This is a genomic window from Streptomyces sp. NPDC051921 (assembly GCF_040680975.1).
Lineage (GTDB): Bacteria > Actinomycetota > Actinomycetes > Streptomycetales > Streptomycetaceae > Streptomyces.
The window spans coordinates 1-24,438 of record NZ_JBFAXU010000024.1 but is presented as its reverse complement, the minus strand read 5'-3'; the positions used below and the strand labels follow the sequence as shown (position 1 = coordinate 24,438).

Annotated in this window: 21 protein-coding genes; 7 read left to right on the top strand and 14 right to left on the bottom strand. The window is 73.2% G+C overall.

Annotated elements, in window-relative coordinates:
- Window positions 1-59: 59 nt before the first annotated feature.
- From AB0M16_RS28225 to AB0M16_RS28215, 3 genes are all read right to left on the bottom strand, one after another.
- Window positions 60-1,910 carry an ATP-binding SpoIIE family protein phosphatase gene (locus AB0M16_RS28225; RefSeq protein WP_365347757.1) on the bottom strand — a complete coding sequence of 617 codons (1,851 nt, stop codon included), beginning with the start codon at window positions 1,908-1,910 and terminating at the stop codon, window positions 60-62.
- 291 nt (window positions 1,911-2,201) lie between these two features.
- Window positions 2,202-2,867 (bottom strand): DUF402 domain-containing protein, encoded by a 666-nt coding sequence (locus tag AB0M16_RS28220; protein ID WP_365347755.1) that lies wholly within the window; start codon window positions 2,865-2,867, stop codon window positions 2,202-2,204.
- A 65-nt stretch (window positions 2,868-2,932) separates the two neighbouring features.
- On the bottom strand, window positions 2,933-4,336 hold the full coding sequence (locus AB0M16_RS28215; RefSeq protein WP_365347753.1) for a class II fumarate hydratase: 1,404 nt from the start codon (window positions 4,334-4,336) through the stop codon (window positions 2,933-2,935).
- A 144-nt stretch (window positions 4,337-4,480) separates the two neighbouring features.
- Here AB0M16_RS28215 and AB0M16_RS28210 point away from each other — a divergent pair, with 144 nt between their 5' ends.
- Window positions 4,481-6,010 carry a ricin-type beta-trefoil lectin domain protein gene (locus AB0M16_RS28210; protein WP_365347751.1) on the top strand — a complete coding sequence of 510 codons (1,530 nt, stop codon included), beginning with the start codon at window positions 4,481-4,483 and terminating at the stop codon, window positions 6,008-6,010.
- Window positions 6,011-6,111: 101 nt separating this feature from the next.
- Here AB0M16_RS28210 and AB0M16_RS28205 read toward each other — a convergent pair whose 3' ends face one another.
- Window positions 6,112-6,768, bottom strand: a complete 657-nt coding sequence (locus tag AB0M16_RS28205; protein WP_365347749.1) for a lipoprotein — start codon at window positions 6,766-6,768, stop codon at window positions 6,112-6,114.
- 119 nt (window positions 6,769-6,887) lie between these two features.
- On the opposite strand from AB0M16_RS28205, the gene AB0M16_RS28200 reads away from it, so the two are divergent.
- Window positions 6,888-7,391: a dirigent protein gene (locus AB0M16_RS28200; RefSeq protein WP_365347747.1), complete on the top strand. Its 504-nt coding sequence runs from the start codon at window positions 6,888-6,890 to the stop codon at window positions 7,389-7,391.
- Between the two features lie 20 nt (window positions 7,392-7,411).
- Here AB0M16_RS28200 and AB0M16_RS28195 read toward each other — a convergent pair whose 3' ends face one another.
- The 5 genes from AB0M16_RS28195 to AB0M16_RS28175 form a co-directional block, all read right to left on the bottom strand.
- On the bottom strand, window positions 7,412-8,041 hold the full coding sequence (locus AB0M16_RS28195; protein ID WP_365347745.1) for an HAD family acid phosphatase: 630 nt from the start codon (window positions 8,039-8,041) through the stop codon (window positions 7,412-7,414).
- Between the two features lie 492 nt (window positions 8,042-8,533).
- Complete coding sequence (locus AB0M16_RS28190; protein ID WP_365347743.1) at window positions 8,534-9,352, bottom strand: MBL fold metallo-hydrolase; 819 nt, start codon at window positions 9,350-9,352, stop codon at window positions 8,534-8,536.
- Window positions 9,345-10,217 (bottom strand): NAD-dependent epimerase/dehydratase family protein, encoded by an 873-nt coding sequence (locus tag AB0M16_RS28185; protein ID WP_365347741.1) that lies wholly within the window; start codon window positions 10,215-10,217, stop codon window positions 9,345-9,347. Before AB0M16_RS28185 ends, AB0M16_RS28190 begins: the two co-directional genes overlap by 8 nt.
- Before the next feature lie 390 nt (window positions 10,218-10,607).
- Entirely contained in the window at window positions 10,608-13,367 is a 2,760-nt protein-coding gene (locus AB0M16_RS28180) for an AAA family ATPase (protein WP_365347739.1), read from the bottom strand.
- A 102-nt stretch (window positions 13,368-13,469) separates the two neighbouring features.
- Window positions 13,470-15,134, bottom strand: coding sequence for a fumarate hydratase (locus AB0M16_RS28175; RefSeq protein ID WP_365347737.1), 1,665 nt, complete (start codon window positions 15,132-15,134; stop codon window positions 13,470-13,472).
- A gap of 220 nt (window positions 15,135-15,354) precedes the next feature.
- Between AB0M16_RS28175 and AB0M16_RS28170 the strand changes: the two genes are divergently transcribed.
- The gene (locus tag AB0M16_RS28170) at window positions 15,355-16,050 is read left to right on the top strand and encodes a DUF1707 domain-containing protein (protein WP_365347735.1); all 696 of its coding nucleotides are present in this window, start codon (window positions 15,355-15,357) and stop codon (window positions 16,048-16,050) included.
- 157 nt (window positions 16,051-16,207) lie between these two features.
- Window positions 16,208-16,582: a WhiB family transcriptional regulator gene (locus AB0M16_RS28165; RefSeq protein ID WP_365347992.1), complete on the top strand. Its 375-nt coding sequence runs from the start codon at window positions 16,208-16,210 to the stop codon at window positions 16,580-16,582.
- 83 nt (window positions 16,583-16,665) lie between these two features.
- Here the strand turns inward: AB0M16_RS28165 and glpX are convergent, their stop codons facing one another.
- Window positions 16,666-17,700 (bottom strand): class II fructose-bisphosphatase, encoded by a 1,035-nt coding sequence (glpX, locus tag AB0M16_RS28160; protein WP_365347733.1) that lies wholly within the window; start codon window positions 17,698-17,700, stop codon window positions 16,666-16,668.
- Between the two features lie 128 nt (window positions 17,701-17,828).
- Between glpX and AB0M16_RS28155 the strand changes: the two genes are divergently transcribed.
- On the top strand, window positions 17,829-18,362 hold the full coding sequence (locus AB0M16_RS28155) for a DUF4245 domain-containing protein (RefSeq protein ID WP_365347731.1): 534 nt from the start codon (window positions 17,829-17,831) through the stop codon (window positions 18,360-18,362).
- Between the two features lie 73 nt (window positions 18,363-18,435).
- Here AB0M16_RS28155 and AB0M16_RS28150 read toward each other — a convergent pair whose 3' ends face one another.
- From AB0M16_RS28150 to AB0M16_RS28135, 4 genes are all read right to left on the bottom strand, one after another.
- Window positions 18,436-19,026: a malonic semialdehyde reductase gene (locus AB0M16_RS28150; protein WP_365347729.1), complete on the bottom strand. Its 591-nt coding sequence runs from the start codon at window positions 19,024-19,026 to the stop codon at window positions 18,436-18,438.
- 140 nt (window positions 19,027-19,166) lie between these two features.
- Window positions 19,167-19,406 (bottom strand): exodeoxyribonuclease VII small subunit, encoded by a 240-nt coding sequence (locus tag AB0M16_RS28145; RefSeq protein WP_365347727.1) that lies wholly within the window; start codon window positions 19,404-19,406, stop codon window positions 19,167-19,169.
- Window positions 19,407-19,459: 53 nt separating this feature from the next.
- A complete protein-coding gene (gene xseA / locus AB0M16_RS28140) occupies window positions 19,460-20,677 on the bottom strand; it encodes an exodeoxyribonuclease VII large subunit (protein ID WP_365347725.1) in 1,218 nt (405 codons plus the stop codon).
- 224 nt (window positions 20,678-20,901) lie between these two features.
- Window positions 20,902-22,254, bottom strand: a complete 1,353-nt coding sequence (locus AB0M16_RS28135; RefSeq protein ID WP_365347723.1) for an APC family permease — start codon at window positions 22,252-22,254, stop codon at window positions 20,902-20,904.
- Between the two features lie 54 nt (window positions 22,255-22,308).
- Between AB0M16_RS28135 and AB0M16_RS28130 the strand changes: the two genes are divergently transcribed.
- The gene (locus AB0M16_RS28130) at window positions 22,309-23,310 is read left to right on the top strand and encodes a 4-hydroxy-3-methylbut-2-enyl diphosphate reductase (RefSeq protein ID WP_365347721.1); all 1,002 of its coding nucleotides are present in this window, start codon (window positions 22,309-22,311) and stop codon (window positions 23,308-23,310) included.
- A gap of 77 nt (window positions 23,311-23,387) precedes the next feature.
- Window positions 23,388-24,167, top strand: a complete 780-nt coding sequence (gene ppgK / locus AB0M16_RS28125; RefSeq protein ID WP_365347719.1) for a polyphosphate--glucose phosphotransferase — start codon at window positions 23,388-23,390, stop codon at window positions 24,165-24,167.
- Window positions 24,168-24,438: the final 271 nt, after the last annotated feature.

Here is a 24,438-nt window from a genome sequence, read left to right as displayed (position 1 = left end):
ACGACGGCCGGGCCCCTCCCAGGAGGGGCCCGGCCGTCGTCGTGCGGGTGCGTACGGGCTCAGCGCGTGGCCAGTTCGAACCACACCACCTTGCCGCCCGAGAGCCGCGTCGCCCCCCAGCGCCGGGCCAGCCGGTTCACCAGGAACAGCCCGCGGCCGCCCTCGTCGGTGTCCCGGGCCCGCCGCTGCCGTGGCAGCTGCGGAGAGTCGTCGCCGACCTCGCAGCGCAGCACGTCCGTCCGCAGCAGCCGCAGCGTCACCGGCCGCTCCGCGTACCGCACCGCGTTGGTCACGACCTCGCTGATCAGCAGCTCCACCGAGTCCGTGAGCTCCTCCAGGTCCCAGCGAGCGAGCGCGCGCCGGGCCAGCCGCCGGGCCCGGCCCGGGGCCGCGTCCTCCGGCTCCAGGAACCAGTACGCCACGTCGCTCGGCGCGATCCCGTCGAAGCGGGCCGCGAGCAGCGCGATGTCGTCGTCCCGGTCGCCCGGACCCAGCATGTCCAGCACGTCGTCGCACAGCGCCTCCAGGGGAGGCGAATGGTCCGGGCCGGTGAGCTGGGCCGTCGCCGCGAGCCGCTCCCGCAGCTGCTCGATCCCGGTCCACACGTCCCGGAGGCGGGACTCCACCAGACCGTCGGTGTAGAGCAGCAGCGTGGCCCCGGCCGGCGCGTCGAGCTCCACCGCCTCGAAGTCCACCCCGCCCACGCCGATCGGCGCGCCCGGCGGCACCCGGAGCACCTCGGCCCGGCCGCCCAGGTGCAGCAGTATCGGCGGCGGATGGCCCGCGTTGGCGATGGTGATCCGGTGCGAGACCGGGTCGTAGACCGCGTACATGCAGGTGGCCATGCGGTTCTCGCCGAGCCGCTGGGCCTGCTCGTCCAGGTGGTGCAGCACCTCCTGCGGCGGCAGGTCGAGGCCGGCCAGGGTCTGCGCGGTGGTGCGCAGCTGGCCCATGATCGCCGCCGAGGTCATGGAGTGGCCCATGACGTCGCCGACGACGAGCGCGACGCGGCTGCCGGGCAGCGGGATCGCGTCGTACCAGTCGCCGCCGACCCGGGCGGTCTCCGCCGCCGGCAGATAGCGCGAGGCGAGCCGCACGCCGGTCGGCTGCGGCAGCGAGTCCGGCAGCATCGTGCGCTGCAGCTCGTCCGCGATGTAGGCCTCGCGCCCGTACAGCACCGCCTTGTCGATGCCCAGGGCCGTGTGGGTGGCCAACTGGGCGGCGACCAGGAGGTCGTTGGGCTCGAAGCCGGCCCGCTCCGGCCGGCGCAGGAACACCGCCGCGCCGATCACCCGGCGCCGCCCCCGCAGCGGCGCGAGTATGGCCCGGTGCCCGCCGGGCACCGGGTGGTCCGGACCGAGCAGCTCCGGCAGCGCGGCCCGCGCGGCGGCGGAGTCGCCGGGCACCGGGCGCACTCCGCGCAGCACCTCGGACAGCGCGCTGCCCGAGCGGACCTCGCACAGCTCCGCCGCGGGCGTCGGGTCGGGATCGGGGACGAGCACCAGCTCCTCGCCCTCGCCGTCCGTTAACCGCAGCCGGTCGGTACGGCGCAGGCGCAGCACGAACGGCTCGGCGGGCCGCTCGTCGCCCACCGGCAGCGGATCGCGGAGATAGACCAGGATCGCGTCGGAGAAGGTCGGCACCGTCGCCCGGCACAGGCCGAGGACGATCTCGTCGAGGTCGAGGCCGCGCGCGATCCGCCGGGTCGCGGCGCCCACGAACCGCAGCCGGTCGCCCTCGCGCCGCGCGGCGGCGCCGTCGGCACCGCTCTGACCGCCGCCACCGGGCGGCGGCACCGCGACGGCGGCCGCGGCCGCCGTCGTCGCCGTCTCCTGGCGGGGGCGGGTGCGTTCCTGCGGCCGGTCGGCCATCGCCTTGCGGCCTTCGTGGGAGGTGGGATGCTCCGTCACGCCTGGGGTTCCGTCCATCCGGGCCGGTGGTGCGTTGCACGCGCTCTTCTCGCCGATGCCGCGCCTTCGGCGGGGCTAAACCACCGGCGCGACGTCGATGTGGAGGAGGAGGCCGCCGCGACCGCGCACAGGACAGGCACTGCTCTCCCCCTCATGAAGCAATCATGGATGACTAGCGGATGACTAGCGGTCAGGTGCTGTGCCGTGCCGGGTCTTTGACGTGCCGTCCGATCGGTCGAGTGGTTGCGGAGGACGATCCTACGTTTGCACCCCGGGGGCGCATCAAGGGTCTCATGGTGCCGTGTGCGCCGGAGTGCGATCCCAGTCGGCGGGCAGTTCGGGAACCGGCCAGGCGGGGTCCGGCCGCCAGTCCTCCCAGCCGTCGGAGAACGGCGTCCCCCAGGACCGGATCAGCTCGACGGCGGCACGGCCCGCCTCCTTGACCCGGCCCGCCTGCGCGGCGTCCATCAGGCCGGCCCGCTGGGCCTGGGCGAACTCGTCCTCGTCCCGCCACAGCCAGCTGCGGTCCGGGTAGACGGAGATGTCGAGGAAGTGGTCCTCGGAGTCGATGCCGCCGGACCAGCGGGTGCGCGGCTCCTCCAGGTTCACGTACCAGCTGCGGAAGCGCCAGCCCCGCTCCCAGAACAGCCAGACGGACCACGGGTCGGCGGGCGCGGCCAGCTTGAGCACGCCGGTGCCGTGCCAGTGGGCGCGGGCGGTGGTGCGCGGAGCCGTGTACCGGGTGGCCAACGGCTCCTCGTGCACGGGGGTGCCGTCGGCCAGGACCGGTTTGACGCACTCGGTGCCGGGGGCCATCCAGACCGCGAGGAGCTCAGGCGTGTCCTGGACCACGGTCACCGGGCGGCAGATGTGCACGTCGCCGGTGCCGTTGTCGCGGTAGCGCCAGAGGATGTGATCCCCCGGCGCCCAGTGCTGAGGGCGGCCGGATCCTGTCATGCGCAGATCTTAGGGGCGGGCCCCCGGCACCGCTGCGGCGAAGGTCACGGATGAGTCAGCCGCGATCAGGGGCGGGTCATGCGCAGGACGTCCAGGGCCTCGTCGAGCTGTTCGAGGGTGAGGTCGCCCCGCTCCACGTACCCGGACTCCAGGACCACCTCGCGGATCGTCCTGCGCTCGGCCAGCGACTTCTTCGCGACCTTGGCGGCCTCCTCATAGCCGATGTACTTGTTCAGGGGCGTCACGACGGACGGCGAGGACTCGGCGTACTCGCGGGCCCGCTCGACGTTGGCGGTGACGCCGTCGACGGTGCGGTCGGCGAGCAGCCTGGCCGCGTTGGCCAGCAGGCGTACGGATTCCAGCAGGTTCTTGGCCATGACCGGGAGCATCACGTTGAGCTCGAAGTTCCCGGCCGCGCCGGCCACCGCCACCGTGGTGTCGTTTCCGGTCACCTGTGCGGCGACCATGAGGACCGCCTCGGGGATGACCGGGTTGACCTTGCCGGGCATGATCGACGAGCCCGGCTGGAGGTCGGGCAGATTGATCTCCGCGAGGCCGGTGCGCGGGCCGCTGGACATCCAGCGCAGGTCGTTGGCGATCTTCGTGAGCGAGACGGCGATGGTCCTCAGCTGGCCGGAGGCCTCGACCAGACCGTCCCGGGCGCCCTGGGCCTCGAAGTGGTCGCGGGCCTCGGTGAGCGGCAGGCCGGTGGCGTCGGCGACCTCGGCGATGACGGCGGCCGAGAACCCGGGCGGCGTGTTGATGCCGGTGCCCACCGCGGTGCCGCCGAGGGGGAGTTCGGCGAGCCGCGGGAGCGAGGCCCTGAGCCGCTCGATCCCGTACCGGACCTGGGCCGCGTAGCCGCCGAACTCCTGGCCGAGAGTGACCGGCGTGGCGTCCATCAGGTGCGTACGGCCCGACTTGACGACGCTCGCGAATTCGGCTGATTTCCGCTCCAGCGAAGCGGCCAGGTGATCGAGGGCCGGGACCAGGTCGTGGGTGACGGCGGCGGTGGCCGCGATGTGGATCGACGACGGGAAGACGTCGTTGGAGGACTGGGAGGCGTTCACGTGGTCGTTGGGGTGGACGTCCCGGCCCAGCCGCTCGGTCGCCAGGGTGGCCAGCACCTCGTTGGTGTTCATGTTGGAGGAGGTGCCGGAGCCGGTCTGGAAGACGTCCACCGGGAAGTGCTCGTCCCAGCGCCCCTCGGCGACCTCCGCCGCCGCGTCCTGGATCGCCGCGGCCACGTCCCGGTCGAGGACGCCGAGCTCGGCGTTGACCTTGGCGGCGGCCGCCTTGATCCGGGCCAGGGCCTCGATGTGGGCCCGCTCCAGGTGCTGTCCGGAGATCGGGAAGTTCTCCACGGCCCGCTGGGTCTGGGCGCGCCACTTGGCGTGCGCGGGGACCCGGACCTCTCCCATGGAGTCGTGCTCGATGCGGTAGCCGTCGGTGCTGCTGGCGTCGCTCATGTTCCTCAACCTCCGTGACCGTGCTCGACGGGGGGCGACCTCCCGAACCCCCCGAAAAACATGAGCACTTGTCTTGTTCGATGTATTCCCAACGTGCGTACCGGCCAGTAAAAACCGTGGGTAACCCCACTTCCAGGAGGCGCAATGACGCGCACCAGGTACAGACTCCGCTGGCCGATAGCCGCCCTCGCGGCAGCGGCCGCGGCCCTCGGTTCGATGACCGCCGCCGCCCCCGCCGGCGCGGCGCAGACGGGCACCGCCGCCGTCACCTCCGTACCGCTCCCGCCCGAGCTGGAGGCGATCCGGGCCGCGGAGGCCACCAGGATCTACGGCAGTCCCGAGGAACGCCCGCTCGCCCAGCGCAGGACCGGACTGATCTCCCTCGGCGACAGCGAGATCTCCGGCGAGGGCGTCGGCACCTACGAGTCGCCCACCAACGGCCCGACCAACTGGTGCCACCGCTCGCCCGACGCCGCCATCCACCGCACCGGAATCCCCGCGGACCTCACGTTCAACGTGTCCTGCTCCGGCGCGTACACCGGCAACATCCGGATCGGCGGCTCGAAGCAGTACGCCGACGAGCTGGTCCAGAGCGACAACCTGGCGATCAAGGCGCGCAACACCCGCATCAAGATGGTGCTCCTGGTCGCCGGCGCCAACGACGACCTCCAGTTCGGTCCCGTCATGACCGACTGCGTCCAGCGCTACCTGCTCCTCCAGGGCGCCTGCGAGCCGAAGTACGCGCCCGGCTGGCAGGCCCGCGTCGACGCGCTCGTGCCCAAGGTCGAGCAGACCGTCCGCGACCTCAGGACCGTCATGCGCGACGCCGGCTACGCCGACGGCGACTACAAGCTCGTGGTCATGGGCTACCCGAGCCCGATCGGGCCCGACTTCCACGACAACCCGAACTTCCCCGGCAAGCTCTCCTGCGGCGGCCTCGGCTACGACTCCGACACCAAGTGGGGCCGCAACACGGCCGTCCCCGCCTTCGAGCGGGGCATGCGCAGGGCGGCCGCCGACACCGGCGCCGTCTTCCTGGACAACTCGCGGCTCTTCCACGGCCACGAGGTCTGCATGGAGGACACCTGGGCGCGGGGCCTGTACATCGACCTGTCCAAGCCCGGCACCCCGGACGAGAACTCCGTCCGCCAGTCCTTCCACCCCAACTACAAGGGCCACGGCGCCTTCGCGTCCTGCCTCACCCAGATCTACAACGCCGGCGTGCGCGAGGCCGCCTGCGCGGACGTCAACTCCTCCGGCACCCCGGCGCTCTTCCCGCTCGCCTGGGACGACGCCTACCGGCCGCTGAAGAACGCGGCGACCGGCAACTGCCTCGACGTCAACGCGTCCGAGTCCGCCAACGGCACCGCCGTCCTCGGCTGGGACTGCCACGGCGGCCGCAACCAGGGCTGGTGGTACGACTCCGCCCGCAGGACCCTGCACACCGAGCTCACCCAGGACCGCTGCCTGGACGTCCCGGGCGCGGCCTACGAGGCAGGCAAGGCGCTCATCGTCTGGAACTGCAGCGGCGCCGCCAACCAGAAGTTCGTCCGTGACGGCGACACCCTCCGGCCGGCCGCGGCCACCGGACTGTGCCTGACCCAGGGTGCGGCCAAGGAGGCGGTCCGGCTGCAGAGCTGCAACGGCTCGGCGAACCAGCGGTTCGTCGCCTGAACCCTCGCGAAGGGCCCGATGGCACCGTGGCCCCCGTCCGGTGCGGGACGGGGGCCACGGGCATGGTCGCGGTGGCGGGCCGGTGCCGCTCGCCGTGCCCCTCAGCGCAGCTTCAGGCTCTGCTTCGCCAGCTCGTACGCCGGGAGCATCTCCTTGTGCTCCTGGCTGTCGAGACCGCCGAGGTGCACGATGACCGGGCCCTTCGGGGTGTCGACCGCGAAGGCCCGCTCCTGCTTCTTCTCGTCGAGGGCCTCGCTGTGCGCGGTGTAGACGGCCTCGACGGCGGGCAGCGCACCGGCCTGCGTCTTCTTGTACAGGGCACCCGAGGTCTTGTCCTGCGCCTTCACGAAGGCCAGGAGCGCGGCACGCGCCGGACCCTTGTCCTTCGGCGCGGTCCACACCCGCAGGAAGCCGATGTTCCCGGCGGGCTTGGCGTCCACCTCGCAGCGGACGAAGGCCGGCCCCTGGCGGGTGAGCTCGGCGAACTCCGGGTCCTCGGGCTTCTCGACCGCCTTCGGCTTCCAGCCCTTCGCGAGGGAGAACGAGACGGGCAGGTCACAGGCCGTCCCGGCGCCGCCGAGCGAGCCGGCCGCGGCCGCGGGCTTCGTCGCCGCGGGCGTGGAGCCGGGTGCCGGGGCGGCGCTCGGCGGCGTGACCGACGCGGGCTTCGCCGCGGGGGCGCCGCAGCCGGTCAGCAGCAGTCCGGCCGCCAGCAGGGCGACGGGGACCGCCGTACGTAGGGGTGCTCTCTCTGGCATGGGCCCATCATCCCCGGTCGGGGGGCGGCGCCGATGACCCGGGTGCGCACCCCGGCCGACGGCCGGACAATGATGAGCGGGCCTCGGGGGAGATCCGCCATCCCGGCAGGAGGCAGGACATGATCCGCAGGTTCAGGAGGATCGGCGCGCTCGGCGCCTGCACGGTCGCGGCCGTGGCCCTCGGTACCGCCGCCCCGGCCGGCGCCCACGACCAGGGCGACGGCTTCGAGTTCACGCTCTACGCCAAGGAGGTCCCCGTCCCGGGGGCGAGCGAGAGCGCTCCGGCACCCGAGGTGGGCGACATCTTCGCGTTCGCCGACGACCTGTACAAGACCAAGGGCGGCGAGAAGGTCGGCCGGGACGGCACGGTCTGCGCGGTGGTGCGGACGTCCGGCGACCAGTCCGACGCGAACTGCATCGGCACCTTCGTCCTGAACGGCGGACCGGGCGGCCAGCTGACCGCCCAGGCCCTGACGACGTTCGACATCACGAACGAACAGCCGGCCGCCTTCGACGCGGCCATCACCGGTGGCACCGGCGACTTCGCGAACGCGCACGGCTACATCCGCGTGACCCCCGACGGGGACTACGAGCGCATGGAGTTCCACATCACCACGCGCTGACCGCGGGGCGACCGGACCCGCTACGACAGCTTGCCGTCGTAGTCCGGCAGCTTGAACGCGCGCTCCGCGTGGCCGCCGACCAGGTCGGTGGTGTTGTTGCCGATGTTCGCGATGATCGTGTAGCCCTTGGCCTCGATCTCCGCGCGCTTGGCGGTCTTGTACGCGCCGACCTCGGCGAACAGGTCGGGCAGCGAGCGCACGTACAGACCGTCGACGGGGTAGCCGGCCTTCTTCAGGTTCCAGTCCGTCAGGGAGTGGATGATCCCCGGACGGGCCGTCACGAAGAAGACCGACACCCCGCGCGCGTGGGCGTCGGCGACCAGGGCGCGCACCTCGGGGATCGCCGGGGTCGGCAGCTCCCAGAACGGGTGGAAGTCCGTCTCCAGGGAGGAGTTGTCGATGTCGAGGACGATCGCCTGCTTCTCGTCGTCGGCGTCCTCGGCGCGCTCCTCGATGTACGGGCGGGCCTGGGCGACCACAGCCGCCACGTCGCGGCGCCAGGTCGTGTAGTCGACGTGCTTGATCGCGGCGGTGGAGGTGAGGTGGGTGTCCGGGTCGGCCGCGGAGGCGGCCGGCGCGGGGCCGACGACGAGGAGGGCGGTCAGGCCGAGGGTGGCGGCGGCGGTGGCGTTGGCCTTGGCGGAGGGCATGGTGGGGGCTCCCGAGAGGTCTACCGGCTCTGTGGTTGACATGCTCGCGTCCCATACTGGCCAGTAGGAGACGGGAGGGCTACCAGTCGGTAGCGAAAATCTGAGCGGAGATCGACGTCGGGGCCCGACACGCCGACGCGGGCCGACGGGCGCCGACGGGCGCCGACGCGGCCGCCCCCGGCCGACGAGGGCCGGGGGCGGGCACGGAGCGGGCCGTGGCGAGCCCGGGGCAAGGGGGCGGGCCGTCGCCGCGGGGGACGGGCCGGCCGTGGCCCGGGCGACGGGGCCGGCCATGGGCCCGGCCACGGACCGTCGGCGGCTCGGGCGACGGGCCGGGCCACTCACCGTCGGCGGTTCGGGCGACGGGCCGGGCTGCGGCCTCGCGGCCCGGGCGACGGGGCCGGCTGTGGGCCCGGGCCACTGACCGTCGGCGGCTCGGGCGACGGGCCGGGCGACGGGCCGGGCTGCGGCCTCGCGGCCGGAGGCGGTCGGTCAGCCGACGAGCCCCTCCTCGAAGCGCAGGTAGCGCTCGACGGACCGGGCCAGGACCTCGTTGCCCCCCGAGGTCACCACCCGGTTCCACCAGGCCCCGTAGATGCGTTCGAAGCGGTAGCCGGCCAGCAGGTCCGCGGCGGCGCGGACGGCCTGCGGGCGCTCCGGAATGTGGTTCGCGTAGCTGTACATGACGGTCACCCAGCGCCCGTCGGGGCAGACGTTGACCACGTCGCCGGTGAACAGCGCCCCCTGGCCCGCGCTCCAGTGCAGCACCGCGCTGCCGGGGAAGTGGATGCCCGGGTTGACCAGGGTCAGCTCGTCGCTCAGCCGCAACGTGCCGCCGCTCCAGAACTTCAGCGCGGGATCGGGCCGTCCGACCCACTTCCGGTCGGCCTCGTGCAGGTGGACCGGTGCGTCGAAGGCGTGCGCCCACTCCACCATCGTCGAGTAGAAGTGCGGGTGGCTGACGGCGATGTGGTCGATGCCGCCGAGCTCCTCGACGGCCCGCACCATCGCGTCGTCGAGGTACGGCACGCAGTCCCACAGCACGTTGCCGGCGGACGTGCGCAGCAGGAGCGCGCGCTGCCCGATCGCGAAGCCCGGGGTGTACCCGACGCCGAGCACGTCGGGGCCCTCCTCCTCGAAGCGGCCGGCCTGCCCTTCGGCGCGCAGCTCCTCCAGGCTCGTCCACTGCTGCCCGTCCCGGCCCACGTACTGCCGCTCGTCCAGGCAGACGGGACAGTCGGGGCGCGGCTCGGCGTACTGGGTGCCGCAGGTGCGGCAGATCGGGGGCGCCGGGATGCCGGAGTCAGCCACGGGTGCCCCCGGCGAGCTCGGTGAGGACGTACGGCCGGCTCGGACGCCAGCCGAGCCGCTCGGCGGCCCGCTGACCGGAGACCACCTGGTGCAGGGCGAGCGCCTCCGCGAACGGAGCGCCGAGCGCCTCCGCGGCCCGTTCCACCGGCCACGGCTCGGCCCGGCCGGTGCCGCCGGCGGCGAGGTCCGCGGCCGCCGCGACCGCGGCGACCGGCACGGCCTCGTGCGCCACGCCGTGCAGCACCGCGCCCGCCTCGGCCTCGGCGAGCACCAGGGCGTACAGCTCGGCGAGGTCGTCCACGTGCACCATCGGCCAGCGGGTGGCCGCCGAGCCCACGTACCGGCCCGTGCCGTGCTCCTCGGCCCAGCCGGTCATCATCGCCGGGATGCCGCCCCCGCGGCCGTACACGATGCCGGGGCGCACCACGACCGCGCGGACGTTCTCCCAGGCCGAGGTCAGCACCCGCTCCTCGATCCGCGGCCGGTAGCCGACGATCGCGATCGGATCGGTCGCCGCGTCCTCGTCCACCGGCGCGTCCTCGGTCGCGCCGAGCACCCACACCCCGCTCGTGTAGACGAAGGCCCGGCCGGTGCCGCGCAGCGGCGCGAGCAGCGCGTCGAGCGCGGCCGCGTCCACCGCCTCGTCGCCGGTCGGCGTCGCCAGGTTCACCACCGCGTCCACGTCGTCCGTCACGGCCGCGCGCAGCGACGCCGGATCGGTCAGATCACCCACCCGCACGGGCACGCCGGGATCCCACGACGACGCGTCCTTCACCAGCGGGACCACGTCGTGGCCCTCCCATGTCAGCCGTGCCACCACCGCGGAACCTATGTAGCCGGTCGCGCCCAGCACCAGAACCCTCATGACCTCTCCCCTCCGGCCCACCCGCCGGTCGCTCGTCGAACAAGGGGAACCGTACGAGCACCGCCGGGTCCTGCGGATCCGTCAGATGACCTGGATGCCGTACCGGGGCACGCCACCGGTGCGGCACCGATGTCGGTCACCGGGTCGCGCCACGGTGTCGCCCACCGGGGCGGCCGGCAGGGCGGCGGGCGGGGCGGCCGGCAGGGCAGCCGGCGGGTGCGCCACCGGTGTCGGCCGACGTCCGGCCGCCGCGGCCGCCGGAACCCCCGCAACCGCCGCGGCCCCGGGGCCCCTCGGCCCGCGCGGCTCCTCGGCCCGTGCGGCCCCCGCGACCCCCGGGGCCGGGGCCCGTGGCCGCGGGCCCGGTCGGCCCGGCCCCGCGGTCGTACCTCAGCCCAGGTCCAGCGCCCCCAGGGCGGCCCGCGACGTGACGCCGAGCTTCGGGTACACGTTGGACAGGTGGTAGCCGACCGTGCGGGGGCTGAGGAACAGCCGGGCCCCGATGTCCCGGTTGCTCAGGCCCGTCGCCGCCAGCCGGACCACGCGCAGCTCCTGCGCCGTCAAGCGGCCCGCGAGGTCCGGGCCGGCCGGGACCGGAGCCGCACCCAGCGCCCGCAACTCGGTCCGCGCGCGGTCCGCCCACGCCCCCGCCTGCGTCCGCTCGAATGCGGCGAGCGCCACGGTCAACGCCTCCCGGGCGGCGGCCCGGCGCTTCGCCCGCCGCAGCCACTCGCCGTACAGCAGGCGCGTACGCGCCTCCTCGAACGGCCGGCCATCCCCCTCGTGCGCCGTGAGCGCCCGCTCGTACCACTCCTCCGCCGCCCCGTCAGGAGCGAGCAGAGCACGGCAGCGCAGCTCCACCGCCCCGGCCCACGGCGTCCCGGTGGCCCCGGCCCAGCGCGTGAACCGCTCGGCGGGCGGACCCGCGTCGGCGGTCCGGCCCAGCCGCACGGCCGCCTCCACCTGGTCCGGCAGGCTGTGCACGGAGAGCATCAGATGCCGGTACGGCCCGCCGGTGAGCGCGTCGAACCGCTGCAGCGCCGCCTCGTAGCGTCCGAGCCCCAGGTCCAGCATGCCCTGCGCCCTCGTCAGCGAGACCTGGTGCGGCGCGACACCGGAGCCGAGCTCGCCACCCGCCCGGCCGCCCGGATCGGCCCCCACGCCCGGCTCCGACACCCCCGCCTCGTCCCCGTCGAGCGCGGCGAGCAGGGACAGGACGGAGCACAGCAACGAGGCGAGGTGACGCTGCCCGGTGTCCCGGGCGATCTCCAGCCCCTCGACCGCCGTCGTGTACGCGTCCCGGTGCCGGCCCAGGAACAGCCGGCAGCGCGCGAGGCGCAACAGCACCCGCGGCAGCACCCCCACGGCACCCTCCGCACGGCACTCCTGCTCCAGGGCCACCGACTCGTCGAGCACCCCCTGGTACTCGCCCAGCAGCATGTCCCAGCCGTGCAGCCGCACCTGGTCCGACAGGCTGCGCTCGTGCCGGGTCCGCACCACGTACCCGGCGAACTCCCGGAGCGCCGCCGCGCCGACCACCGGATCACCCGCCAGCGCGTCCAGCACCCCGCTCGCGCCCCGGTGCACCGGACAGTCGCCGAAGTCCAGACCGGCGAGCCGCGCCCGGGTGTCCCGCACCGCCGCGACCGGGTCCGGCGCGTCCCAGGCCATCGCCGCCGACTCGAACATCAGCCACGCCCCCGTGGCCGGCCGGCGCGCCGTCACCTCGCGGGTCGCCTCGACGAGCAGCAGCCGCGCCGACTCCGGGCGGCCCCGGCTGTGCTCCAACGCCGCCCGCACGCTCGCGAGCCGGGCCATGGCCGGCGAACTGCACACCGTGCCCGCCTCGTCGGCGAGCGCCGCCGCCAGCTCCACCTGCCCGGCCTCGGCCGCCGCGGCCGCGGCGGCGGCCAGCCGCAGCGACCGGGCCTCCGGGTCCTCCGTCAGCCGCGCGGCCCGCCGGTAGGCCGCGGCGACCGCCGCCCGGCCGCCGCGCGAACGGAACAGCTCGGCGCTGCGCTCCAGCTCCGCCGCGACCTCCTCGTCGTAACCGACGGTGGCCGCCGCCAGATGCCAGGCCCGGCGGCCCATGTCCCCGCCGGCCGGCCCCGCTTCGGCGAGCGCCCGGTGGGCGGCCGTCCGTTCCGCGAGCACCGCCCCCTGGTACGCGGCGGCCCGCACCAGCGGATGCCGGAAGACCAGCCGCCGCCCCGACACCCGCACCAGGTCCGCCGCTTCCGCGGGCCCGAGGTCCCCGGCCGTCGCGCCCGTGCGTTCCGCCGCCGCCACCACCAGCGCCACGTCACCGGTGTCGTCGGCCGCCGCGACCGTCAGCAGCCGGCGCGTCGGCCCGGGCAGCGCCCGGATCCGCTCGTCGAAGATCCGCCGCACGCGCCACGAGGCCGGCAGGACGGCGATCTCCCGGGCGTCCAGCGGCTCGCTCCCGTCCCGCTGGGCCGCCGTCAGCGCCCCGGCCAGCTCCACCAGGGCGAGCGGATTGCCCTGCGCGAGCCCGCGGATCCGGCTGCTCACGGCCGCGTGCAGATCGGGCGCACGGCCGGCGAGCAGCGCCGCGCCCTCCTCGTCGGTCAACGGCCCGAGGTGAAGCACCGGCAGACCCGGCGCGCCGTCGAAGGCCGCCGAGCCCTCGCGCGCGGCGAACACCATGGCCACCCGCCCCACGCCGATCCGGCGGGCCGCGAACAGCAGCGCGTCCACGGTCTCCAGGTCCAGCCAGTGCGCGTCGTCGACCAGCACCACGACCGGCCGCTCCTCGGCCAGCTCAGCTAGCAGGCTGACCGTGGCCGCCCCGACCAGGAACCGGTCACCGCCCGGCGCCCCGTCCAGCTCGATCACCCCGCGCAGCGCCCGCAGCTGACGTTCCGGCAGACCGCGGGCCCGTTCCAGCGTGCCCCGCAGCAGCACCTGCAGTCCGGCGTAGGGCAGCGCCGCCTCCGACTCGACCCCGACGCACCGCAGCAGCGTGGCCCCGTCCGCCAGCTCCCCGACGCGTTCCAGCAGCGCGGTCTTGCCCGACCCCGCCTCGCCCCGGAGCACCACGGCCCCGCCCCGGCACTCCGCCGCCCCCGCCAGCAGCCCCTCCAGACGATCCAGCTCCCGGTCCCGACCGCTCAGGCCCCCGTCGCTCATCGGTGTTCCCCCTTCACCCGGACGTCGTGACGATCATGCTGTCACCCGGGAGGACGACGACGGGCCCCCGGCACGTGCCGGGGGCCCGTCGTCACGCGGGGATCAGAGACCCGGACCGCGCACCGGGATGTGGGTGAACGTCGGCTCGGGGGCCGGGTTCTGGAAGAAGTCGTTGCCCTTGTCGTCCACGACGATGAACGCCGGGAAGTCCTCGACCTCGATCTTCCAGACCGCCTCCATGCCGAGCTCCTCGTACTCGACGACCTCGACCTTCTTGATGCAGTCCTGCGCGAGGCGCGCCGCCGGGCCGCCGATCGAGCCCAGGTAGAAGCCGCCGTGCGCGCCGCACGCGTCGGTGACCTGCTTCGAGCGGTTGCCCTTGGCCAGCATGACCTTCGAGCCGCCCGCGGCCTGGAACTGCTCCACGTACGAGTCCATGCGGCCGGCCGTCGTCGGGCCGAAGGAGCCGGAGGCGTAGCCCTCGGGGGTCTTCGCCGGGCCGGCGTAGTAGACCGGGTGGTCCTTCAGGTACTGCGGCATGTCCTCGCCCGCGTCCAGGCGCTCCTTGATCTTGGCGTGCGCGATGTCGCGCGCCACGACCAGCGGGCCGGTGAGCGAGAGGCGGGTCTTGACCGGGTACTTGGTGAGCTCGGCGAGGATCTCGTCCATCGGCTGGTTCAGGTCGATCTCGACGACCTCGCCCGCCTCCAGGTGGGAGTCCTCGGTCTCCGGCAGGAAGCGTGCCGGGTCGGTCTCCAGCTGCTCCAGGAAGACGCCCTCGGCGGTGATCTTCGCGACGGCCTGGCGGTCGGCCGAGCAGGAGACGGCGATCGCGACGGGCAGCGACGCGCCGTGGCGGGGGAGGCGGACCACGCGCACGTCGTGGCAGAAGTACTTGCCGCCGAACTGCGCGCCGATGCCGATCTTCTGCGTGAGCTCGAAGACCTTCTCCTCCAGCTCCTTGTCGCGGAAGCCGTGGCCGGTCTCGGCCGAGCCCTCGGTGGGCAGCTCGTCCAGGTAGTGCGCGGAGGCGTACTTGGCGGTCTTCAGCGCGAACTCGGCGCTCGTGCCGCCGACGACGATCGCCAGGTGGTACGGCGGGCAGGCGGCCGTGCCGAGCGAGCGGATCTTCTCCTCCAGGAACTTCATCATGGAGGCCTCGTTCAGGACCGCCTTGGTCTCCTGGTAGAGGAAGGACTTGTTGGCGGAGCCGCCGCCCTTGGCCATGAAGAGGAACTTGTACGCGCCGCCGTCGGTCGCGTACAGCTCGATCTGCGCGGGCAGGTTCGAGCCGGTGTTCTTCTCCTCCCACATGGTCACCGGGGCCATCTGCGAGTAGCGCAGGTTGAGCTTGGTGTAGGCGTCGTAGATGCCCTTGCTCAGGGCCTCCTCGTCACGGCCCTGCGTGAGCACGTTCTGGCCGCGCTTGCCCATGACGATCGCGGTGCCGGTGTCCTGGCACATGGGCAGGACGCCCGCGGCGGCGATGTTCGCGTTCTTCAGGAGGTCGAGCGCGACGAACTTGTCGTTGCTCGACGCCTCCGGGTCGTCGATGATCTTCCGCAGCTGGGCCAGGTGGGCCGGGCGCAGGTAGTGCTGGATGTCGTGGATCGCCTCGGCGGCCAGCTTGCGCAGCGCCTCCGGCTCGACCTTGAGGAACGTACGGCCGTCGGCCTCGAAGGTGGAGACTCCCTCGGCGGTCACCAGGCGGTAGGGCGTGGTGTCCTCTCCCAGGGGGAGCAGATCGGAGTACGCAAACTCTGGCATGACGGCGGCCATTCCTCACTCGGCAGACAGCGGCGCCGCCTCCGTTGGCGGCGCGCCCTCCAGCGTAAGACGCGGGGGCGGCGGCGATCCTGTGAGGTAAGGCTCAGTAGGTGCCGGGACCGCGCCGGAATGGCGTGTTTCCCGCGTGGCGTCCCGGTCGTCCACAGGACACGGCCGCTCCCCCTGGTCGCGATCTATCGCGTTTCGCTAGGCTGAGGTCGTGGACCTCGAAAAGCAGCCCCAGCAGCCGCCCGCCCCCGCGCCCCGGCCCGGCTTCGCCGATCCCGAGGGGGCGCTGCGGGCCTCGGACGCGGATCGGGACCGGGTCGCGGACATCCTCGCGGACGCCCTGGCGGAGGGGCGGCTCGACGCCGAGGAGCACTCGGAGCGGCTCGACGCGGTCTACCGGGCGAAGACCGTCGGCGAGCTGGAGCCGATCGTGCGGGACCTGCCGGTCGCCGGCTCGCGGTCGCGGCCCGCGCCCGCCCCGGTGTACGGCCCCGAGGAGGTCGAGGGTCCGGCCGACAACCTGGTCGCCGTGTTCTCCGCGTCGACCCGCAAGGGCCGCTGGCGGGTGGGCCGCAGGACCAACGCGTTCTCGCTGTTCGGCAGCGTCGAGATCGACCTGACCGAGGCGATCTTCGCCCAGCGCCTCACCACCATCAACGCGACCTCGATCTTCGGCAGCGTCGAGATCCGCGTCCCGGAGAACATCACGCTGCGTGGCAGCGGCACCGGCGTGCTCGGGAACTTCGAGGTGGTCACGCTGGAGGGCGTCGACCCGCAGGCCCCGGTCGTCGTCGTGAACGGCTTCGCGATCCTCGGCAACGTGGAGGCCAAGCCCAGGCGCGGAAAGTGGATCACCGACCTGCAGAACCAGGTTCAGGACAAGTTCCGCAAGCGTCTCGGCCACTGACGCCCGCGTTCCGCTCCGCGCGATGACCGGAATTCGCCGCCGGGTGTCCGCACCGCGGAACACCGCGGCACGCAGTGCATAGGCGTGCGCACAGCGGGTAGGGCTGGTGCATCGTCGCTCGCTCGCCCGCGGAAGCCGTCGTCAGGAGTAGACCGTGCTGCACACGCCGCCGCATCAGCCCCTCCGGGTCGCCGCCGCCGTGCCGCCCCCGCGCATCCCCGCTCGGGAGGACGAGGCCGGCCCCTGGCACGCGGAGGCGGTGTGCCGGAGGGACGAGGCCGGGCTCTTCTTCGCCCCCTCCAAGGAACCCACCGCTGCCCGGCTCGCCCGTGAGGAGGCCGCCAAGCGGGTCTGCGCCCGCTGTCCCGTGATGGTCGAGTGCCGCGAGCACGCGCTGCTGCAGCCCGAGCCGTACGGGGTGTGGGGCGGGCTCACCGCCGCCGAGCGGCGTGTGGTCCTCGCCCGGCGCCGTCGCCGGGAGGTCGAGCTCCGCAAGGCCGCCGCGGCCGAGCGGATCGCCCAGGCCGGCTGACGGGTCTGCCGCCCGTACGGGAAGGGGCGCCCCCACCGCACATGGGGGCGCCCCTTTTCGTACCGTCGTCGCTTCCGGGCCGGCTACTTCGCCCGGTCGAAGTCGATCTTGCTGTACGCGCGCAGCTTCGACAGGCGGTGCGTGGAGTCGATCTGCCGGATGGTGCCGGACTTCGAGCGCATGACCAGGGACTGCGTGGTCGCGGTCTCGGAGCGGTAGCGCACCCCGCGGAGGATCTCGCCGTCGGTGATGCCGGTGGCGACGAAGAAGACGTTGTCGCCGGAGACCAGGTCGTCGGTGGTGAGGACGCGGTCGAGGTCGTGACCGGCGTCGAGGGCCTTCTGGCGCTCGGCCTCGTCCTTCGGCCACAGCTTGCCCTGGATCACACCGCCCAGGCACTTTATGGCGCAGGCCGAGATGATGCCCTCGGGCGTGCCGCCGATGCCCATGAGCAGGTCGACGCCGGTGCCTTCGCGGGCCGCCATGATGGAGCCGGCCACGTCGCCGTCGGAGATGAACTTGATCCGGGCGCCGGTCTCGCGGATCTCCTTGACGATGCCCTCGTGGCGGGGGCGGTCCAGGATGACGACGGTGACGTCCTCGGGCGTCATGCCCTTGGCCTTGGCGACCCGGCGGATGTTGACCGAGACCGGCGCGTTGATGTCGACGAAGTCGGCGGCCTCGGGGCCGGTGACCAGCTTGTCCATGTAGAAGACCGCGGACGGGTCGAACATGGCGCCGCGGTCCGCGGCGGCCAGCACGGCGATCGCGTTCGGCATGCCCTTGGCGTTGAGCGTGGTGCCGTCGATCGGGTCGACGGCGATGTCGACCTCGGCGCCGGTGCCGTCACCGACCCGCTCGCCGTTGAAGAGCATCGGCGCCTCGTCCTTCTCGCCCTCGCCGATGACGACCACGCCGTTCATCGAGACGGTGGAGATCAGGGTGCGCATGGCGTTCACCGCCGCGCCGTCCGCGCCGATCTTGTCGCCACGGCCGACCCAGCGGCCCGCGGCCATCGCGGCGGCCTCGGTCACGCGGACCAGTTCGAGGGCGAGGTTGCGGTCGGGGGCCTCGGGGGAGACCTCCAGCTCGGGCGGCAGGTGGTGGTGCTCGGTCATCGGAGCGCACCTTTCTGTACGGCGACGGACGGCGACGGCCGGAAAACAAGAGGGTGCTGTGACTCTATCGTCAGGTCGACAAATTGAGCAGAGGGGCCCACGTATGAGCACAACACCATGATGCGACCATGGGGGGCGTGGCAGGTATGCGAGGCAGGCAGACGGTACGCGGGATGTTCCAGTCCCTCGCGGTGATCATGGTCGCCGCGGGCGTGATGTATTACTTCGTCCCGCACGACGAGAAGGCGAACCCGGTCGAGGCCAAGGACTACCGGGTGGAGCTGGCGACGGCCCAGCGGGCGGCGCCGTACCCGGTGCTGGCCCCGGAGGGGCTGGGCGCGGACTGGAAGGCGACGGTCGTCTCGTACAAGCGCGAGGACCACAACGCCTGGCGGCTCGGCTTCCTGGACCCGGACACCCAGTACGTGGCGGTCAACCAGTCCACGGAGGACCCGGAGAAGTACGTGCCCGAGGTGACCCTGGAGGCCAAGGACTCCGGGAAGACGCAGACGGTGGGCGGTCAGGTCTGGCAGCGCTGGGAGGGCCCGAAGTACGACGCCCTGGTGCGCACCGAGGGCGGCGCGACGACCGTGGTGGCCGGCACGGCCTCGTTCGAGCGCCTCGCCCAGATGGCGGGCGCGCTGCAGGCGAAGAAGGTCTGACGAACCGCCGTCCGAGGACGAGCGAAGGGCCCCTGGTGCATGCACCAGGGGCCCTTCGCGTGCGCTCACGTCATCAGACGGTGGTGATGACCTCGTCGTAGGCCAGTCGCGGGGAGCGCGGGAACCAGGCGTCATCGCCCGGCTTGCCGATGTTGACGACCATCAGCGGGGTGTGGTCGTCGTCCAGGAACTCCTTCTGGAGGCCGGCGAAGTCCATGCCGGTCATCGGGCCGGCGGCCAGGCCGGCGGCGCGGACGCCGACGATGAAGTACGCGGCCTGGAGGGCGGCGTTCAGCAGGGCGGACTGCTCGCGGACCGGGCGCTCGGCGAAGAACATGTCCTTGGCCTGCGGGAAGTGCGGGAGCAGGGCCGGCAGCTCCTCGTGGAACTCGTTGTCCGCGGAGAGGATCGCGACCAGCGGGGCGGCCTTGGTCTTGGCCTGGTTGCCCTCGGCCATGTGCGTGACCAGGCGCTCGCGGGCCTCGGGGGAGCGGACCAGCGTGATGCGCAGCGGCGTCTGGTTGAACGCGGTCGGACCGTACTTGACCAGGTCGTAGATCGCCTGAACCTGCTCGTCGGTCACCGGCTCGTCGGTGAACGTGTTGGCCGTGCGGGCCTCACGGAAGAGGAGGTCCTGGGCGGCGGGGTCAAGAACGAGAGACATGCTGCGTACCTTCCGGACTGCAAGGGGGCCGCCCGTCGGGGGGAGCGGGCGATGTCTCGACAGTACGACCGGAGTAGGTGAAATTTCAACTATCGGAACCGGATAGTGATCCGGTTCACAGGATTCAGTGTTCGGGACCGCTACCCGGCCTCCCCTTCCGCCTCCTCCTCGGCACGCTCCGCCGCCAGGGACGCGTCCAGCCGTGCCCGCGCCCCTTCGAGCCAGTGCCGGCACACCTTGGCCAGCTCCTCACCGCGCTCCCACAGCGCCAGCGACTCCTCCAGCGTCGTCCCGCCCGCCTCAAGGCGCCGGACGACCTCGATCAGCTCGTCACGCGCCTGCTCGTAGCCGAGCGTGCCCTGTTCCGTACCCGTAGCCATGCGTCTCTCCTAGGAATGTGCTCCGGAAATGCCCTCCGGCGGGCGTGCGGCGCTCAGCCCCGACCGGCCGTGCGGCGCACCGTGAACTCACCCGCGGCCACCCGGGCCCGCAGCTCCTCGTCGGCCGCGACCTCCGCCGGATCCCGCACCACCGCGCCGTCCGCCCGCTGGAGCACCGCGTACCCCCGCTCCAGCGTCGCCGCCGGCGACAGCGCCCGGACCCGCGCCCGCGTGTGCGACAGCTCCGAGTCGGCCCGGTCCAGCAGATGCCCGAGAGTGCGCCGGCTGCGCGCGAGGAGCGCGTCGAGCTCGTCCTCGCGCACCTCGACCATCCGCTGCGGGTGCTCCATCACCGGCCGGGCCAGCGCGTGCGCCAGCCCCCGCTCCTCGCGCTCGAGCAGCCCCCGCACGCAGCGCAGCGCCCGGTCCCGCAGGCCCCGCACCCGCTCCAGCTCCTCGCCCACGTCAGGGACCACCTTCTTGGCGGCGTCCGTCGGCGTGGACGCCCGCAGGTCCGCGACCAGGTCGAGCAGCGGGGAGTCCGGCTCGTGGCCGATCGCCGACACCACCGGCGTACGGCAGTCGGCGACCGCCCGGACCAGCTGCTCGTCCGAGAACGGCAGCAGGTCCTCGACGCTGCCGCCGCCCCGGGCCACGACGATCACGTCCACGTCCTCGTGCGCGTCCAGCTCCTTCACCGCCTGGATCACCTGCGGCACGGCCTTCACGCCCTGCACGGCCACGTTCCGCACCTCGAAGCGGACGGCGGGCCAGCGGCGCCGCGCGTTCTCCAGGACGTCCCGCTCGGCCGCCGACGCCCGTCCGCAGACCAGCCCGATCAACTGCGGCAGGAACGGCAGCGGCTTCTTCCGGTCGAGCGCGAAGAGCCCCTCGGCGGCCAGCGACCTCTTCAGCATCTCCAGGCGCGCCAGCAGCTCGCCGATGCCGACCGGCCGGATCTCCGCCGCCCGCAGCGACAACTGCCCCCGCGGCGCGTACCACTCCGGCTTCGCGTGCACCACCACCCGCGCGCCCTCGGACACGACATCGGCGACGGCGTCGAAGACCTGCCGGTAGCAGGTGACGTTGATCGAGATGTCGTACGAGGGGTCCCGCAGCGTCAGGAACACCACCCCGGCCCCCGGCCGCCGCGACAGCTGCGTGATCTGCCCCTCGACCCACACCGCCCCGAGCCGGTCGATCCAGCCCCCGATGAGCCGGGAGACCTCACCGACCGGCAGCGGCGCTTCGGCTGACGTGTTCAGACCCATGCGCCGAGCGTAACGGGAGGCTCCGACAGGGCACCCCAGGCGTGCGGGCGCCTGTCGTCTCCCGACCCCGCCGCGCCTCCCGCCCCGCCGCGTCCCCCGCCCCCGCCGCGCCTCCGGGCCGGCCGCGTCTCCCGCCCTTGCCGCGTCTCCCGACCCCGCCGCGCCTCCGGGCCTGCCGCGTCTGCGGGGCTGCGTCTGCGGGGCTGTCCCGCCCTCCGGGCACGTCACGCCTCCGGGCGCCGCGCCCCCTGGACCGCGAGGACCACCAGGCCGATGCCCAGCCAGACCACGCCCACGACCTGGGCCGAGGGAGAGGCCTCCACGATCACCGCGATCAGGATCGCCCCACCGAGCACCGGCGCCACCACATGGCGCAGCCAGTGCGGCGGCCCCGCCATGCGACGGACCGCGAACCAGCCCACCACGCTCGCGTGCAGCAGCACGAAGGCCGTCAGCGCGCCGATGTCGACCACCGACACCAGATGGTCCAGGCCGTCGTCGCTGCGGGCCGCCCACACCGCCGCGATCATCGTGACCGTCGCCGACACGAGCAGCGCCACCCGGGGCACCCCCGAGTCCGTACGGGCCAGCAGGTGCGGGAGCCGGTGCTCGCGGCCCATGGCGAACAGCAGCCGACCGCCCGCCGCCTGCCCGGCGAGCGCCGCGAAGGCCGCGCCGATCGCCTTCGAGACGGCCACCAGGTCGTGCAGCCAGCCCCCGACGGCTCCCTCCACCGCGTCGTAGAAGGCCGAGCCCTGCAGCGCCGGATCCGCCGCCAGCTCGCTCGACGAGACCGGTTCGAGCAACGCCACCAACCACGTCTGCGCGACGAACAGGGTGCCCGCGAGCGCCAGGCAGAACAGCAGCGCACGCGCCACCTGAGCGGAGCCGCCCGTCACCTCCTCCGCGAACGAGGCGATCGCGTCGAAGCCCAGGTACGACAGGACCGCCACGGACACCGCCCCGACGACCGCCTCCGCCGAGAACCCGGCGTCGCCCGTGAGCGGCGACCACCAGTCGCGCTGCGCCCCGTCCCGCACGAGCACGACGATCGCGGACACGACGAAGACCAGGAGGACCACGATCTCCATCGCGAGCACCGCGAAACCGACCCGGGCCGCGGCCCGCACGCCCCACAGATTGAGCAGCGTCGTGACCACCACGGCGATCCCCGTCCACACCCACCGGTGCACCTCGGGGACCAGCGCCTCCATGGCGATGCCCGCGAAGAGGTACGCGACGGCCGGGATCAGCAGGTAGTCGAGCATCGCCATCCAGCCGGCGACGAACCCGGCGCCCTCCCCGAGCGCCGTGCGCGCGTACGTGAACACGGAGCCGGCCCGCGGGGCGACCCGCACCATCTGCGCGTAACTGAAGGCCGTGAACGCCATGGCGACCGTCGCCACGACGTACACGAGTGCGACCGCCCCGTGCGACTTGGCGTCGAGCGTGCCGTACACGCCGACCGGGGCCATCGGGGCGATGAACAGGAGCCCGTACACCACGAGATCCCGGAAGCCGAGACTCCGCCGCAGGCCCTCGTGGTCCGTCCCCGCCGCCCGCGCATCCTCAGCCATGGCGTCAGTCTCGGCCACCGCCGTGACGAAACCGCCCACCGACGCGGCCTTACGATGGGCACCATGACTGCAACGCCCGCGAACAGCCCGAAGCGTGTCCTGCTCGCCGCTCCCCGCGGCTACTGCGCGGGCGTGGACCGTGCCGTGATCGCCGTGGAGAAGGCCCTGGAGCAGTACGGGGCCCCCATCTACGTCCGTCACGAGATCGTGCACAACAAGTACGTCGTGCAGACCCTGGAGCGGAAGGGCGCGATCTTCGTCGACCAGGCCACCGAGGTGCCGCCGGGCAACATCGTGATGTTCTCCGCCCACGGCGTCGCCCCGACCGTCCACGAGGAGGCCCGGCAGGGCCGCCTCGCGACGATCGACGCGACCTGCCCGCTGGTCACCAAGGTCCACAAGGAAGCCGTGCGCTTCGCCAACGAGGACTTCGACATCCTCCTCATCGGCCACGAGGGCCACGAGGAGGTCATCGGCACCTCCGGCGAGGCCCCCGACCACATCCAGCTCGTCGACGGCCCCGAGGACGTCGCCAAGGTCGAGGTCCGCGACCCGTCCAAGGTCGTCTGGCTCTCCCAGACCACGCTCTCCGTCGACGAGACCATGGAGACGGTCGACGCGCTGAAGGAGAAGTTCCCGCAGCTGATCTCCCCGCCGTCGGACGACATCTGCTACGCCACGCAGAACCGCCAGACCGCGATCAAGGAACTCGCCGCTCAGGCCGAGCTCGTCATCGTCGTCGGCTCCAAGAACTCCTCGAACTCGATCCGCATGGTCGAGGTCGCCAAGCAGGCCGGCGTCCCCGCCGCGTACCTCGTGGACTTCGCCAGCGAGATCGACGAGGCCTGGCTGGAGGGCGTCACCAGCGTCGGCCTCTCCTCCGGCGCCTCCGTCCCGGACGTGCTCGTCCAGGAGGTCCTGGAGTGGCTCTCCGAGCGCGGCTACGTCGACGTGGAGCTGGTCAAGACGGCCGACGAGTCGCTGACCTTCTCGCTCCCCAAGGAGCTCCGCAACAAGGACCTGCGCGCGGTGGCCGACGCTCTCGGCAAGGAGTGACGGCGGTCCCGCTCGAGCGGGACCGGCGGTCCCCGTTCAGGGAGTGACGGAGCGCTTCTGCCCGTAACGTTGGGTCCATGAACGTCTTCGGAGTGGACATCGGCGGCTCGGGCATCAAAGGTGCCCCCGTGGACCTGGTCCGTGGCGACCTGGCCGAACCGCGCCACAAGGTACTCACCCCGCAGCCCGCGACGCCCGACGACGTCGCGGGCTGCGTCGTCGAGGTCGTGGACCACTTCGGCTGGTCCGGACCGATCGGCGTCACCTTCCCCGGGGTCGTGACCGGCTCCACCATCCGCACGGCCGCCAACGTCGACAAGCGCTGGGTCGGCGTCGACGCGGCCCGGCTGCTCGGCGACCGGCTCGGGGGGCTGCCGGTGACGGTCCTGAACGACGCCGACGCGGCCGGGATCGCGGAGATGGCCTTCGGCGCGGGCCGCGGACGCGAGGGCACCGTCATCCTGCTGACCCTCGGCACCGGCATCGGCTCGGCCGTCTTCGTGAACGGCACGCTCGTCCCCAACACCGAGCTCGGCCACCTGGAGCTCAAGGGCCACGACGCGGAGAAGCGCGCCTCGTCCAAGGCGCGCGAGGACGAGGAGCTGAGCTGGGAGCACTGGGCGACGCGGCGGCTGCAGAAGTACCTCGCGCACGTGGAGATGCTCTTCTCGCCCGAGCTGTTCATCATCGGCGGGGGAGTCAGCCGCAAGGCGGACAAGTTCCTGCCGCTGATCGAGGGCATCAGGGCGGAGATCGTGCCGGCGGAGCTGCAGAACAACGCCGGGATCGTGGGCGCGGCGATGGCCGCGGCGCCGGGCAGGACGACGGCGCAGGTGCCGCCCGCCCAGGTGCTCTGACCTCCGCCCCCGGCCCCCGTGCGGGCGATCGTCCGGCGTCGACGCCCTCGCGCGGCGGCGGCGGCAGGCGCGGGGCGGGACGGGTGGGCTCACGGGTCGCCTGCCTTGCCGGGCCCAGCCCCTCTGCGCCCGCTCGCCCGCCACCGCGGGCGCCGCGCGGGGAAACCCGTGGGTCGCCGGGGTCCGGGGCTCCGCGGGGGAGGGGTGTCCGGACTGCGAGCTCCACTTCGCTCCGCTCGTGGAGGTCGCCTGTAAAGTACGTAAAGCAGAT

What these genes read in the sequence shown, in the direction of transcription:
- AB0M16_RS28220 (WP_365347755.1), bottom strand. Translation starts at nt 2,867, where the DNA reads ATGACAGGATCCGGCCGCCCTCAGCACTGGGCGCCGGGGGATCACATC.
- AB0M16_RS28215 (WP_365347753.1), bottom strand. Translation starts at nt 4,336, where the DNA reads ATGAGCGACGCCAGCAGCACCGACGGCTACCGCATCGAGCACGACTCC.
- AB0M16_RS28210 (WP_365347751.1), top strand. Translation starts at nt 4,481, where the DNA reads ATGACGCGCACCAGGTACAGACTCCGCTGGCCGATAGCCGCCCTCGCG.
- AB0M16_RS28205 (WP_365347749.1), bottom strand. Translation starts at nt 6,768, where the DNA reads ATGCCAGAGAGAGCACCCCTACGTACGGCGGTCCCCGTCGCCCTGCTG.
- AB0M16_RS28200 (WP_365347747.1), top strand. Translation starts at nt 6,888, where the DNA reads ATGATCCGCAGGTTCAGGAGGATCGGCGCGCTCGGCGCCTGCACGGTC.
- AB0M16_RS28195 (WP_365347745.1), bottom strand. Translation starts at nt 8,041, where the DNA reads ATGCCCTCCGCCAAGGCCAACGCCACCGCCGCCGCCACCCTCGGCCTG.
- AB0M16_RS28185 (WP_365347741.1), bottom strand. Translation starts at nt 10,217, where the DNA reads ATGAGGGTTCTGGTGCTGGGCGCGACCGGCTACATAGGTTCCGCGGTG.
- AB0M16_RS28180 (WP_365347739.1), bottom strand. Translation starts at nt 13,367, where the DNA reads ATGAGCGACGGGGGCCTGAGCGGTCGGGACCGGGAGCTGGATCGTCTG.
- AB0M16_RS28175 (WP_365347737.1), bottom strand. Translation starts at nt 15,134, where the DNA reads ATGCCAGAGTTTGCGTACTCCGATCTGCTCCCCCTGGGAGAGGACACC.
- glpX (WP_365347733.1), bottom strand. Translation starts at nt 17,700, where the DNA reads ATGACCGAGCACCACCACCTGCCGCCCGAGCTGGAGGTCTCCCCCGAG.
- AB0M16_RS28155 (WP_365347731.1), top strand. Translation starts at nt 17,829, where the DNA reads ATGGGGGGCGTGGCAGGTATGCGAGGCAGGCAGACGGTACGCGGGATG.
- AB0M16_RS28150 (WP_365347729.1), bottom strand. Translation starts at nt 19,026, where the DNA reads ATGTCTCTCGTTCTTGACCCCGCCGCCCAGGACCTCCTCTTCCGTGAG.
- AB0M16_RS28145 (WP_365347727.1), bottom strand. Translation starts at nt 19,406, where the DNA reads ATGGCTACGGGTACGGAACAGGGCACGCTCGGCTACGAGCAGGCGCGT.
- xseA (WP_365347725.1), bottom strand. Translation starts at nt 20,677, where the DNA reads ATGGGTCTGAACACGTCAGCCGAAGCGCCGCTGCCGGTCGGTGAGGTC.
- AB0M16_RS28135 (WP_365347723.1), bottom strand. Translation starts at nt 22,254, where the DNA reads ATGGCTGAGGATGCGCGGGCGGCGGGGACGGACCACGAGGGCCTGCGG.
- AB0M16_RS28130 (WP_365347721.1), top strand. Translation starts at nt 22,309, where the DNA reads ATGGGCACCATGACTGCAACGCCCGCGAACAGCCCGAAGCGTGTCCTG.
- ppgK (WP_365347719.1), top strand. Translation starts at nt 23,388, where the DNA reads ATGAACGTCTTCGGAGTGGACATCGGCGGCTCGGGCATCAAAGGTGCC.